The sequence below is a fragment of the Gammaproteobacteria bacterium genome (assembly GCA_030949385.1).
GTDB lineage: Bacteria > Pseudomonadota > Gammaproteobacteria > JAUZRS01 > JAUZRS01 > JAUZRS01.
In genome coordinates, this window is the sequence record JAUZSP010000001.1 from 87,979 (window position 1) to 100,872 (window position 12,894).

The 12,894-nt window shown below is 51.1% G+C and carries 9 protein-coding genes and 2 tRNA genes; 9 read left to right on the forward strand and 2 right to left on the reverse strand.

Features of this window, described 5'->3' with window-relative positions:
- Positions 1 to 107 precede the first annotated feature (107 nt).
- From lon to Q9O24_00400, 5 genes are all read left to right on the forward strand, one after another.
- Positions 108 to 2,546 carry an endopeptidase La gene (lon, locus tag Q9O24_00380; GenBank protein MDQ7073642.1) on the forward strand — a complete coding sequence of 813 codons (2,439 nt, stop codon included), beginning with the start codon at positions 108 to 110 and terminating at the stop codon, positions 2,544 to 2,546.
- A gap of 153 nt (positions 2,547 to 2,699) precedes the next feature.
- Entirely contained in the window at positions 2,700 to 2,972 is a 273-nt protein-coding gene (locus Q9O24_00385; GenBank protein MDQ7073643.1) for an HU family DNA-binding protein, read from the forward strand.
- Between the two features lie 15 nt (positions 2,973 to 2,987).
- Positions 2,988 to 3,063 (forward strand) — tRNA-Val (locus Q9O24_00390).
- 5 nt (positions 3,064 to 3,068) lie between these two features.
- Positions 3,069 to 3,145: transfer RNA gene (locus Q9O24_00395), tRNA-Asp, on the forward strand.
- Positions 3,146 to 3,241: 96 nt separating this feature from the next.
- On the forward strand, positions 3,242 to 5,164 hold the full coding sequence (locus tag Q9O24_00400; protein ID MDQ7073644.1) for a SurA N-terminal domain-containing protein: 1,923 nt from the start codon (positions 3,242 to 3,244) through the stop codon (positions 5,162 to 5,164).
- Positions 5,165 to 5,265: 101 nt separating this feature from the next.
- Here Q9O24_00400 and Q9O24_00405 read toward each other — a convergent pair whose 3' ends face one another.
- The gene (locus Q9O24_00405) at positions 5,266 to 6,054 is read right to left on the reverse strand and encodes an enoyl-ACP reductase (GenBank protein MDQ7073645.1); all 789 of its coding nucleotides are present in this window, start codon (positions 6,052 to 6,054) and stop codon (positions 5,266 to 5,268) included.
- 97 nt (positions 6,055 to 6,151) lie between these two features.
- Between Q9O24_00405 and Q9O24_00410 the strand changes: the two genes are divergently transcribed.
- From Q9O24_00410 to Q9O24_00425, 4 genes are read left to right on the forward strand one after another with little or no spacing between them, the layout of a single operon-like run.
- On the forward strand, positions 6,152 to 7,966 hold the full coding sequence (locus tag Q9O24_00410) for an extracellular solute-binding protein (protein ID MDQ7073646.1): 1,815 nt from the start codon (positions 6,152 to 6,154) through the stop codon (positions 7,964 to 7,966).
- Position 7,967: 1 nt separating this feature from the next.
- Complete coding sequence (yejB, locus tag Q9O24_00415; GenBank protein MDQ7073647.1) at positions 7,968 to 9,017, forward strand: microcin C ABC transporter permease YejB; 1,050 nt, start codon at positions 7,968 to 7,970, stop codon at positions 9,015 to 9,017.
- Positions 9,014 to 10,054, forward strand: a complete 1,041-nt coding sequence (locus Q9O24_00420; GenBank protein ID MDQ7073648.1) for an ABC transporter permease — start codon at positions 9,014 to 9,016, stop codon at positions 10,052 to 10,054. Before yejB ends, Q9O24_00420 begins: the two co-directional genes overlap by 4 nt.
- 35 nt (positions 10,055 to 10,089) lie before the next feature.
- The gene (locus tag Q9O24_00425) at positions 10,090 to 11,007 is read left to right on the forward strand and encodes a glutathione S-transferase family protein (GenBank protein MDQ7073649.1); all 918 of its coding nucleotides are present in this window, start codon (positions 10,090 to 10,092) and stop codon (positions 11,005 to 11,007) included.
- A gap of 37 nt (positions 11,008 to 11,044) precedes the next feature.
- Here the strand turns inward: Q9O24_00425 and Q9O24_00430 are convergent, their stop codons facing one another.
- The gene (locus Q9O24_00430) at positions 11,045 to 12,868 is read right to left on the reverse strand and encodes a hypothetical protein (GenBank protein ID MDQ7073650.1); all 1,824 of its coding nucleotides are present in this window, start codon (positions 12,866 to 12,868) and stop codon (positions 11,045 to 11,047) included.
- Between the last annotated feature and the right edge of the window lie 26 nt (positions 12,869 to 12,894).

Consider the following 12,894-nt stretch of genomic DNA (forward strand, 5'->3'; position numbering starts at 1 on the left):
TTAATCACACGGCGCGTTTTTTATTGGCCAATAAATAATTTTATGCTTGAAATGGCGGCTTTTGCCCCTATTGTCTTTGCAAGCCTAATTTTAACGAGGATGCTCTAATGGACAACGATAACAGTTCGATGGTGACAGGCGGTCAGGTAACGATGCTTCCCGTACTTCCGTTGCGAGATGTGGTGGTTTATCCGCACATGGTGATTCCGCTGTTTGTGGGGCGTGAAAAATCGATTAATGCCTTGGATGCGGCGATGTCAGGCAATAAACAGGTGTTGTTGGTGGCGCAAAAAAGCGCTGAGGTAGACGACCCGAATGAATCTGAGATTCACCCCATTGGTACCTTATCGACCATTTTACAGCTACTGAAACTGCCTGATGGCACCATTAAGGTCTTGGTTGAAGGCACCCAACGGGCTGAAATTACCGAGTTGGTGGCCGAAGAGGGCGATTATTTCAGTGCCAATATTAGTCTGATTGAAGAAGAAGTGCTTGACGACGACCGTGAAGTGGAAGTCTTGATTCGCTCGATCATGGGTCTGTTTGATCAATATGTGAAATTGAATAAAAAAGTCCCGCCAGAGGTATTGACCTCCTTGGCGGGGATTGATGAACCTTCGCGTCTGGCGGACACCATCGCAGCGCACATGTCATTGAAGTTAGAAGAAAAACAGAAAGTATTGGAGGTGGTGAAGGCGAAGGATCGTCTGGAGCACTTGATGCGCTTGATCGAAGGCGAATTGGATCTGTTGCAGATCGAAAAGCGCATCCGTGGTCGGGTCAAACAGCAGATGGAAAAAAGCCAGCGTGAATACTATCTGAATGAGCAGATGAAGGCCATTCAGAAAGAGATGGGCGAATTGGAAGATGCGCCTAATGAGATCGAAGATCTGGTGGCGAAGGTTAAAAAAGCCGGAATGCCCAAAGAGGCGCGGGAAAAAGCCGAGTCCGAAATTCAGAAGTTAAAAATGATGTCGGCTCAATCCGCTGAGGCAGCGGTAGTGCGCAATTACATTGACACCTTGTTGAGTGTGCCGTGGCGCAGACGCAGCAAAGTCAACAGCAGCATCTCTGCTGCCGAAGACGTTTTAGCTGAAGATCACTACGGTCTGGATAAGGTCAAAGAACGCATTCTGGAGTACCTCGCAGTACAGCAACGGGTGAAAAAACTCAAAGGGCCAATTCTTTGTCTGGTGGGGCCTCCTGGAGTGGGTAAGACCTCTCTGGGGCGTTCCATCGCTCGTGCTACAGGGCGTAAGTTTGTTCGTATGGCCTTGGGTGGCGTGCGTGATGAGGCGGAAATTCGTGGTCATCGTCGCACCTACATCGGCTCCATGCCCGGTAAGATCATCCAGAACATGATCAAGGTAGAGAAGAAAAATCCGCTGTTTTTGCTGGATGAGATCGACAAGATGTCGATGGATTTTCGTGGTGATCCCTCTTCAGCTCTATTGGAAGTGCTTGATCCCGAGCAGAACCACACCTTTAATGATCATTATCTCGAAGTGGACTTTGATCTTTCCGATGTAATGTTTGTTGCCACCTCCAACAGTTTGGCCATTCCAGGGCCGTTGTTGGATCGGATGGAAGTGATTCGAATTCCTGGTTACACGGAAGACGAAAAGATCAACATCGCCATGCGTTATCTGGTGCCGAAACAGATAAGCAGCAACGGCTTGAAAAAAGGCGAGCTGAACATCACAGAAGAGGCGATTCAGCAGATTGTGCGCACCTACACCCGTGAGGCGGGAGTGCGTAATTTGGAGCGTGAAATCTCCAAAATCTGTCGTAAAGTAGTGAAAGAAATTTTGCTGGAGACAATTGACGGCGAGATGGTGGTGAAGGCCGATAATCTGGATAAATATCTGGGGGTTTATCGTTTCCGTTACGGTCGTGCTGAAGAGAGTGATCAAGTCGGTCAGGTGACCGGCTTGGCGTGGACGGAAGTCGGCGGTGAACTGCTGACCATCGAGTCGGCAGTAATGCCAGGTAAGGGTCGTTTAAGCAACACCGGCCAGTTGGGCGATGTGATGAAAGAGTCCATTCAGGCGGCCATGACCGTGGTTCGCAGTCGCGCCAAGCTTTTGGGGCTGGCAGCGGACTTCCATGAGAAGCAGGACATTCATATTCACGTCCCAGAGGGGGCAACTCCCAAAGACGGTCCCAGTGCCGGTATTGGCATGTGTACGGCGCTGGTATCCTCATTGACGGGCATTCCGGTGCTGGCCAATGTGGCCATGACCGGTGAAATCACTCTGCGTGGCGAGGTGCTGCCCATTGGTGGTCTGAAAGAGAAGCTGCTGGCGGCACACCGTGGTGGCATTGAGGTGATCCTGATTCCAGAGGAAAACCGCAAAGATCTGGCCGAAATCCCAGCTAATATTGTCGCCAAGCTCGACATTCGTCCTGTGCGTTGGATTGATGAGGTGTTGGATATGGCATTGCAACACATGCCTACGCCTCTGCCCGAAGAAAAATCGGATAAGAGTGGTGATGATGCAAAGGGAAAAGAGGCTAAAAAAGCCGAACCGCTGCGCCATCATTAAAATAGGCTAAAATTACGCTGGCTTCTGCTTGACAGCCCTTTGCTCGGCTTGGTATAAATCCTCGCCGCGTTAGAGGAGAGGCTGAGCGGAAGCGAAGTGATTCGAGCAAGTAAAAAATTTTAAGAACCAAGAACCCACCTGAGGGAATGCGAGATGAATAAAACAGAATTTATTGAAGCCGTCGCTGAGAATGCAGATGTGCCTAAAACAACCGCAGCCAAAGTCTTTGACTCTATGGTTGATGTTGTTTCCAGCAGTTTGAAAGACGGTGAACAGATTACCTTAATTGGTTTTGGTACCTTTTTAGTGCGTCATCGTGAAGCGCGTAAAGGCCGTAACCCACGTACCGGTGCTGAGATTGAAATCAAAGCGTCCAATGTACCGAGTTTCAAAGCTGGCAAAGCGTTAAAAGATGCAGTAAACTAGCGCGCTTCTGATCTAGGGTGTTTAGCTCAGTTGGGAGAGCGTCGCCCTTACAAGGCGAATGTCGGGGGTTCAAGTCCCTCAACACCCACCATTTTTGGAGCGGTAGTTCAGTTGGTTAGAATACCGGCCTGTCACGCCGGGGGTCGCGGGTTCGAGTCCCGTCCGCTCCGCCAGCATCATGAAGAAGGGCACCTATTAGGTGCCTTTTTTTTTAACTGTTGATTCAGTATAAATTTTCTTCCTACTCTTAAACGGATTGGTCTACAGCAATGTTACAGTCTTTTAGCGATGGTATAAAAAACTCAAAATGGTTGGCTTACGGAATCATCGGTTTGATTATTATTCCGTTTGCTTTTTTTGGTATCAGCTCCTATTTGAGCGGTGATGGCAGCAGCTATGTGGCCTTGGTCAACGGGGCTGAAATCTCTTCGCAGGCGTTGGATCGAGAGTACGCTGAGCAGAAAAATCGGCTGCAAAAAGCCTTCGGTGGTAAATTGCCTGCCGGTATGGGCGATGGCGGGTTTTTGAAAGCGCAAGCCTTGGAAGCGTTGATCAACCGTGAACTGTTGCGCCAAGCTGCTGATGAAGAGGGTTATCGCATTGGCGATGACCTGTTGGCTAAGCAGATTCGCTCCGAGAAGGTGTTTCAAAAAGAAGGGCGCTTTGATAGCACCACCTATGAAGCACAATTACGCTCCATCGGTTACTCCTCAGCGCAGTTTGAAGCCTCGGTGCGCCGTGCAGCCGCTTTGGATCAAATCCGTCAAGGTTTGGTGGACAGCGCCTTTGTGCTGCCCAGTGAGCAGCAGCAGATCGAACTTTTGAAGCAGCAGCAGCGTGAAGTGGCCTCCATTGCGTTGCCGTTGGCCAATTATCGTCAAGAGACCACGGTCTCTGCGGCGGAAGTCGAAGCGTATTTCAAGGAAAACCAAGCTCGTTATCAGTACCTTGAAAAAGTCAAACTGGAGTATCTGGAGCTGGATGCCGAGGTGTTGTTGCCTGAGGTGGAGATTGAAGCGGACGAGCTGCAAGCCCTTTATGCTGAGCGTAAAGCGAGTTTGACCAACACTGAAGAGCGGGTTGCAGCCCATATTTTGTTGAAACTTTCTGCCGATGCTTCCGATGAGCAGATTGAAAAACGTCAGCAGGAGTTGTTGGCGATCAAGGCTCGTTTGGCAGCAGGTGAATCCTTTGCGGATGTTGCTAAAGCCGTTTCGGAAGACCTCGGTTCTGCCAAACAGGGCGGCGATCTGGGCAGCGTTGCAAAAGGCATGATGGTTAAAGCCTTTGAAGAGGCGCTGTTTGCCCTGCAAGCGGGTGAGATCAGTGAGCCGGTGCAGAGCCAATTTGGCCTGCATCTGATTCAGCTTAAAGAGATTAAAGCGGAAAGCATTAAGCCGTTTGCCGAGGTTTCCGCTGAGTTGGAAGTGGAACTGAGACAGAAAAAGGTGGAAGAGTCGATCTTTTACGACCGCTCTGAACTGCTCGGTAATGAAAGTTACGAAAACGTTGACTCCCTCTCGCCAGCAGCAGAGGCCACTGGACTGAAGGTGCAGGTTTCTGACTGGATTGAACGTGGCAGTGTGAAAGGCATCGCCCAGTACCCACAAGTGCGCCAAGCCGCCTTTAGCGAAGAGGTATTGCAAGAGGGGCGCAACAGTGCCGTGTTGGAGTTGGCAGACAATCATCAGTTGGTGATTCGTTTGAAAGAGCATCAGCCTGCTCGGGTCAAACCCTTGGCTGAGGTCAGCGATGAGATCAAAACTGTGTTGCTGGATCGCAAAGCCCGTCTTGCGCAGCAAGCAGCGGCGGATAAGCTGTTAACGGCGCTGAAAGCTGGTGACTCTGTGCAAGCCTTGGTGGATGAGGCTAAATTGAACTACAACGAAGCAACGTGGGTCGGGCGCAATGAAACAGCGCAAGAACCCGCGTTGTTGAAGCAGTTGTTCAAAATGGCCAAACCGGCAGCAGGCAAACGCAATTTTGATCTGGTGCGCCTGCCTTCGGGGGATCAGACGGTGCTGATTCTGAGTGGGGTTAAAGCGGAGGATAAGACGTCGGATGCGGATAAAAGTAAAACGGCTCCGGCGAACAATGATCGTCTGGCTCAATCCCGTGGTTTGGCAGAATACAGCGCGTGGCTTGAGGTGTTGAAGTCAAAAGCGGAGATCGTTCGTCGCGCTGATCTGTAACATGAGCTTTTAAGTTCCTCTGCTTCCGCGTGGGAAATAAACAGAGACAAAAAAGCCCGACCTAGGTCGGGCTTTTTTTATGCCGCTGACAAAATGATAAATCAGATGTAAGGGTTGGGCATCGCCGAGATATTAAAGCCACCGTCCACGTACATCACTTCACCGGTGACGCCACTGGCCAGATCTGAACAAAGAAAGGCGGCGGAATTGCCGATCTCATCAATGGTGACGTTGCGGCGCAGCGGAGAGCAATCGGCGGCGTAATCGAGCAATTTACGAAAATCACCGATGCCCGCAGCGGCCAAGGTGCGCACAGGCCCCGCCGAAATGGCGTTAACACGGATGCCTTTTGGGCCAAGAGAGTAGGCCAGATAGCGCATATTGGCTTCCAAGCTCGCCTTGGCAACGCCCATGACGTTGTAGTTGGGCATCGCCATTTCAGCGCCGATGAAGCTCAAAGCCAGCAGCGAACCGTTACGGCCTTCCATCATTTCACGCCCCGCTTTGGCCAGTGCGCCGAAGCTGTAGGAGCTGATGTCGTGTGCCAGCTTGAAGCCTTCACGATCGACCTGAGCGGTGTAATCACCTTCCAGTTGTTCCTTGGGGGCAAAGGCGACGGAATGGACAATGATGTCCAGACCATCCCAATGTTTACCCAGTTCGGTGAAGACCGCTTCGATCTGATCGTCACTGGCGACATCGCACGGCATGACGATCTCAGAATCGCAGTCGGCGGCGAATTGTGTCACGCGTTCTTTTAGACGCTCGTTTTGGTAGGTGAGCGCAATCTCAGCACCTTCACGATGCAGGGCTTGAGCAATACCCCAAGCAATGGATTTTTTACTGGCGACCCCAACGATGAGAGCGCGTTTTCCTTGAAGGAAGCCCATGAATAACTCCGGTTGTTTTTTTGTGTGCTGAATAATAGTCTGTATCGCGCGGTAAGATACCCTAGAATTGTCTTTTTTTCTAGCAAAGGAATCGTTGATGCTCAAAATTACTCCTCTGAGTCGGTTGTTTTTTGGCTCTGTTGCTCTTCTGCTCTCTCTGTTGCCTTCTCTGCTGCTGGCTCAAGCGTCGATGGGCTTGGGTTATAGCCCAAAATACGCCGCTGGATTTGATCATTTTGATTACAGTAATCCCAACGCGCCTCAAGGCGGTGAGTTGGTCTTGGCCGGTTTTGGTACCTTTGAGACCTTAAACCCTTATCTATTAAAAGGCCTTTCTGCTGAGGGTTTGAATGGTCTGGTGTTTGAGACCTTGCTGGAAAAAAGCTTGGATGAGCCCTTTAGTATGTACGGCCTGTTGGCCGAAGACATTGAGCTGGCGGCTGATGGTCTGTCGGTGCAGTTTCGTCTCAATGCCGAAGCGCGTTTTTCCAATGGCGATCCGGTGACCAGTGCAGATGTGAAATTTTCCTTTGATACCTTGCGCAGCGATCAAGCGCATCCGCAATTTCGTATTTACTGGGCTGACATCAAGCACGCGGTGGTCTTGGATAAACGTAACATTCGTTTTGACTTCGCGCGTAAAAACCCAGAGCTGCATCTGATCTTGGGTGAGTTGCCGGTCTTTTCTCGCGCTTGGGTGGGGGATAAGGCGTTTGACAAGGTGGTGAGTAAAACCCCCATTGGCAGTGGCCCGTATCGAGTGGCTAAATTTGAGACCGGCAAGTACATCCGTTATGAAAAGAACCCCGATTATTGGGCAAAAGAGTTGAACAGTCGGCGCGGTTTTTATAATTTTGATTCGGTGACGTTTAAATATTACAAAGACATGACCGTGGCGCTGGAGGCCTTCAAAGCCGGTGAGTTTGATTTTCAGCTGGAGAATCACTCCAAGCGTTGGGCGCGTGATTATGATGGCAGTAAATTTAAGCAGGGTTTGATCAAAAAAGAGACGGTCTCGCACAGCAACAACGCCGGAATGCAGGGATTTGTGTTTAACAGTCGGCGTGAGGTGTTTCAAGATCGACGGGTGCGGCGTGCCTTGACTCTGGCCTTTGATTTTGATTGGTCGAATAAAAGCCTGTTTTACGGTCAATACGTGCGCTGTGACAGCTATTTTAGCAACACCGAGTTGGCCGCCGATGCGGGTAAACCCGTTGGTGCGGAATTGGCGCTGTTAAATGAATTCCGTGATCAACTGCCTGTGGCGGTGTTTGCAGAAAAAAGCCGTCCACCTGTGAGCAGCAATCGTCGCCAGTTGCGTCACAATTTACGCCAAGCGAAAAAATTACTGACCGCTGCCGGTTGGCAGATCAAGCAGGGTCAGTTGGTGAATGCAAACGGCAAGGTGTTTGAATTTGAGTTTTTATTGGCGCAAAAAGGCTTTGAGCGCATTTTGGCTCCCTTTGCGAGCAACTTAAAAAAGTTGGGAATACAGATGAACTACCGCACCGTTGATACCTCGCTCTATCAACGCCGCGCCGACACCTTTGACTTTGACATGATGGTGGTCAGCTACGGTCAATCTCAATCGCCTGGTAATGAGCTGAAAGCCATGTTTCATTCTGATTCTGCGGATCAAAACGGTTCGCGTAACTACATGGGTTTGAAAGATCCGGTGGTGGATGCGTTGCTGGATAACATAATTTACGCCAAAAATCGCGCCGAGCTGAAAGTGGCGGCGCAAGCGTTGGATCGGGTTTTGATGCAGGGGGAATACCTGCTGCCCAATTGGTACATCGACACACACCGCATCGCCTATTGGAATAAATTTGCCTACCCAAAAACCTTACCACTCTATTTTTCAGCCACCGATTGGATGCTGAAAACCTGGTGGTCTACCGAGAAGCCTTAATGTGTTGACCTATATTTTAAAACGTCTGCTGCTGATGATTCCGACCCTGTTTGGTATTATGTTGATCACCTTTTTGGTGACTCAGTTTGTCCCAGGAGGGCCGGTGGAACAGATGGTCAATCAGCTGTCCGGTAAAGGCGGGGTGGCGGAAGCCAGCTCTGGATCAGAGAGTCTTTATCGCGGTCAACAGGGGCTGGACCCTGAAATTATTGCCAAAATTCGCAGCCAATACGGCTTTGATAAACCGGCCTATGAACGTTTTGTGATCATGATGGGCAACTACCTGCGTTTTGATTTTGGTGACAGTTATTTTCACCATAAATCGGTGATGGAGTTGGTGGTGGATAAATTGCCGGTCTCCATTAGCTTGGGGATTTGGACCTTTTTAATCACTTATTTGGTTTCGATTCCATTGGGGATTAAAAAAGCGATTCGAGACGGCTCGCGTTTTGATGCTTGGACGAGCACCTTGATTTTAATCGGCTACGCCATTCCGGGGTTTGTTTTGGGCATCACGTTGCTGGTTCTGCTGGGAGGGGGCAGTTTTTGGGATCTGTTCCCGCTGCGAGGCTTGGTCTCGGACAACTGGGATCAATTGCCGTGGTGGAGCCAAGTGACGGATTATCTATGGCATATGGTGTTGCCGATCACAGCCATGTCCGTTGGCAGTTTGGCGGTGATGACCTTATTAACCAAAAACAGTTTTGTCGAAGAGATTCGCAAACAGTATGTGATCACCGCGCGCGCCAAGGGTTTATCGGAAAATGCGGTGATGTATCGGCATGTGTTTCGTAACGCGATGATTCCGCTGGTGACGGGCTTTCCGGCAGCCTTTGTGGGTGCTTTTTTTACCGGCAGTCTGTTGATTGAGCAGATTTTTTCTCTGGATGGTTTGGGTCTGCTGGCCTATGAGTCGGTGTTGCAGCGCGATTATCCGGTGGTTTTGGGGACGTTGTATATGTTCAGTATTTTGGCCTTGATTGCAAAACTGTTGTCGGATCTGAGTTACGTTTTGATTGATCCTCGGATTCAATTTGAGTCGGCTTCATGAGCGGCGTGAAGGCGGTGCAGGCACTTTCGCCAGCGGCGCGGGCGTGGCGGCGTTACAAAGCCAATCGACGCGGTTATTACAGCCTGTGGATTTTTTCGTTGCTGTTTGTTTTGAGCCTGTTTGCTGAGGTGTTGAGCAACGACAAACCGCTGCTGCTCAGTTATCAAGGTGAGCTGTATGTGCCGCTGTTGTTGAGTTACCCCGAGACCACTTTCGGCGGTGATTTTGAGACCGAAGCGGATTACAACGACCCGTTTATTCGCGAGCAGCTTGAGGGCGGTGAAAACTGGGCTATTTTTCCTCTGAATCAGTACAGTTACAACAGCATCAATTTTGAAACCGAGCACCCCAACCCTGCACCGCCTTCGGCGGATAATCTGTTGGGCACCGATGATCGGGGTCGGGATGTGCTGGCGCGGTTGATTTACGGTTTTCGTATTTCGGTGCTGTTTGCCTTGGCGTTGACCGTGGTGGGGACGTTGATCGGTATTTTAGCCGGAGCGTTGCAAGGTTATTTAGGGGGGCGGTTTGATCTCTTTATGCAGCGTTTTATCGAGGTCTGGGGTTCGATGCCGGAGCTTTATTTGCTGATTATTTTCTCGTCTATTTTCCAGCCGAGCATTTGGCTGCTGATTATTTTGCTGTCGCTGTTTGGCTGGATGGGGTTGGCGGATTACGTTCGTGCTGAATTTCTGCGCGGGCGTAATATGGATTATGTGCGCGCCGCGCACGCGCTGGGGGTCGGAAATCGGCAGATTATGTGGCGGCATCTGTTGCCCAACAGCATGACCCCGGTGATTACCTTTCTGCCCTTTCGCATCAGCGGCTCTATTTTGGCGCTGACCAGCCTCGATTTTCTCGGTTTGGGCGTGCCGCCCTCAACACCAAGTTTGGGTGAATTGCTGTCACAGGGCAAAGAGAACATTGATGCGTGGTGGCTCTCCATGAGCACCTTTGGGGTGCTGGTGGGGACGTTGGTGTTGCTGATTTTTATTGGTGATGCGCTGCGTGAGGCGATGGATATTCGGCGGGGGTGAGGTGTGTTTAAGATCAATCACAGAGGAGTTAGAACATGCAAGGCGAATTCAAACGAGTGACTTCCCAATTTAGAAATTGGGTGACCGTCGATGGTGAGGCGGGAGCCAGTGGTGAGGGCGGTTTTAAAGCGGAAGCGGGGCGTTATCATCTGTACATCTCCCATGCTTGCCCGTGGGCACATCGGGCGTTGATTTTTCGTGCCTTGAAAGGCTTGGAAGAGGTGATTTCTCTCTCGGTGGTGCATCCGTTGATGCCTGTTGAGAGTTGGCGTTTTGGTGCTTATCCGGGTTCGACGGGGGATCATCTCTACGGGTTTGAGTATCTGCATCAGCTCTACGCCAAAGCCGGTGCCGATGCGGATCAACTGGTGACGGTGCCGGTGTTGTGGGACAAACAGCGCGAGACGATTGTAAACAACGAATCCTCTGAGATCATTCGCATGTTTAATTCGGCCTTTGATGCGTATGGTGAGGCTGATTTGGATTTTTATCCTGAAGCGTTGCGCGGGGAGATAGATGCTATTAATGCAGTGATTTATGAGCGGGTGAATAACGGCGTTTATCGTGCTGGTTTTGCCACCTCACAAACCGCCTATGAAACAGCCTTTGATCTGTTATTCCAGACTCTGGATGAGCTGGAGTTGCGCTTATCAACGGGGCGTTATTTGGTTGGTGAGCAGATCACAGAAGCGGATTGGCGCTTGTTTACCACACTGTTGCGCTTTGATTCGGTCTATTACGGCCATTTTAAGTGCAATAAAAAACAGCTACGGCAGTACCCTAATCTTTGGGCGTATACGCGAGAGTTGTATCAATACCCTGAGGTGGCGCAGACGGCGAACATGCAGCAGATTAAATACCATTATTACGCCAGTCACCACAGCGTAAATCCGACCGGTATTGTGCCGAAAGGGCCAGAGTTGGATTTTCTTTTTCCGCATGGGAGAGATTAAAAAACAGCTCTCGAATGAGAGCCGAAGAGGAGAGTAACTATTTTGAAACGATGATGCGTTCACCGCTGCTTAAATTGATCGCCACCAAGGCGTTGAGGTTGGCATCGGTGACCAACGCCCGATCACGATAACTGTCCAGCGCAATGCCGACGGGATCGCTAAAGTCGGGGCCCGAGCTGGTGTGGTTGTCGGAGAGTACGCTGCGATCACCGCTCTTCAGATCAATGGCGATTAAGGCTTTGAGATACGCATCCACCACCAAAACTCGATTTTTGGCGGCATCTAGGGTGATGCCTTGCGGCAGTTTGAGATTGGGGCCGTTGCCGGTTTGCTGATCGGAAATCACGGTGCGTTCACCGCTCTCCAGATCAATGGAGATCAGAGCATCCAGATAAGAATCCACCATCAAGGCACGGTTGCCTGCGTTATCCATGACGATGTTGGCCGGTGAGCTGACATTGGGGCCACTGCCCATGCCACCTTCAAACAGCATCGTGCGGTCACCGGTTTCTAAATCCACCGCCAGAAGCGCGTCTTGATACTCATCCACGATTAAAATACGCCGATTGTTTTTATCCAATACGGTGTTATTGGGGTTGATCATCGCCGGACCTGCTCCGATGACCTTGCCGCCGGAGAGAATGCGTCGTTCGCCGCTGAGCAGATTGATGCTCACGAGGGCGGAGAGGTTGCTGTCGATCACCAAGGCCAAACCGCTGTTGTGATTGAGGCTCAGATCAATGGGGGTCAGCAGTTGTGGGCCGCTGCCAATCTCGCTGCTGCTGAGGATCTGGCGTTGGCCGCTGCTCAGGTCGATGGCCAACAACCCTTTTAGGAGTGAGTCCAGCACCAAAATACGGTCATTGGCGGGATCAAATACCACGCTTTCAGGAAAACCCATAATCGCATCGGTGTTGTTTGAGGTAGAGGAAACCCGCTGACGCAGACCGCTGTTGAGGTCGATGGCGATCAGCGCATCTTGGTAGGTGTCCACCACAAAGGCGCGTTGTTGATTGGCATCCAGCGCCAGCCCCACCGGCCAAGTGAGTACGGTGCTGCCTTCGCTCTGGTTGTCTGACAGAATGTGTCGATTGCCGCTCTCCAAATCAACGGCAAACAGGGCTTTTAGGTAGGAGTCGAGCACCAAGGCGCGGTTGTTGATCGGGTCAAGTACTACGCTGTCAGGCCAAGAGAACGGTGGTCCGTTGCCTCTTTGATTGCCAGAGAATCGTTGTCGCTGGCCGCTGTTGAGGTCAATGCTCATGACGCCTTTGGGATCGACGACCAAGAGCCGTTGGTGGACGGCATCCAGCACCATGCTGTGGGTTTTATTCAGTGGCAGGGTTTTGCTGCTGGTGGAGAGAATTTTACGCAGGCCGGAGGCAAGGTTGATGCTGATGAGCAGGTCTTGGCCGCTGTCGATCAGCAGGGCGTGTTGTTGGCGCGCGTCTAAGGTGAGGCTGGCCGGTGAGCCGAGAAAGACCGCTTGGCGTTTGATCAGGCTTTTGGCCGCCGTGCGGTTGCGGTTGCCGTGGCTGTCGAGGGTCTCCACCACGATGCGGTTGTCGCCTTCTCGCAGAGGGATGATGGCGCTCCAGTGGGCGAATTGATCACTGCTTTGCGCTTGCACGCCGTTGACCCAAATGCCTTGTATGGGGTCGCTGTCGCGGGCGCTGCCACTGACCTGTAATTGCGGGCTGTTGGTTAGGGCGATGGCGGTGGGGAAGTGGATTTCGGCAAGGGGGGCGATGCCGTTGTCGTTGTTGGGTTGTGTCTCTACTTGTGGGTTGCTGTTGTTTTTATTTGCAACACAGGCGCTGAGCGTCATCACAAGCGTGAATATAAAATGTGCTTTTTTCACGCGCGTTATCCTCGTCAAATGGGGAG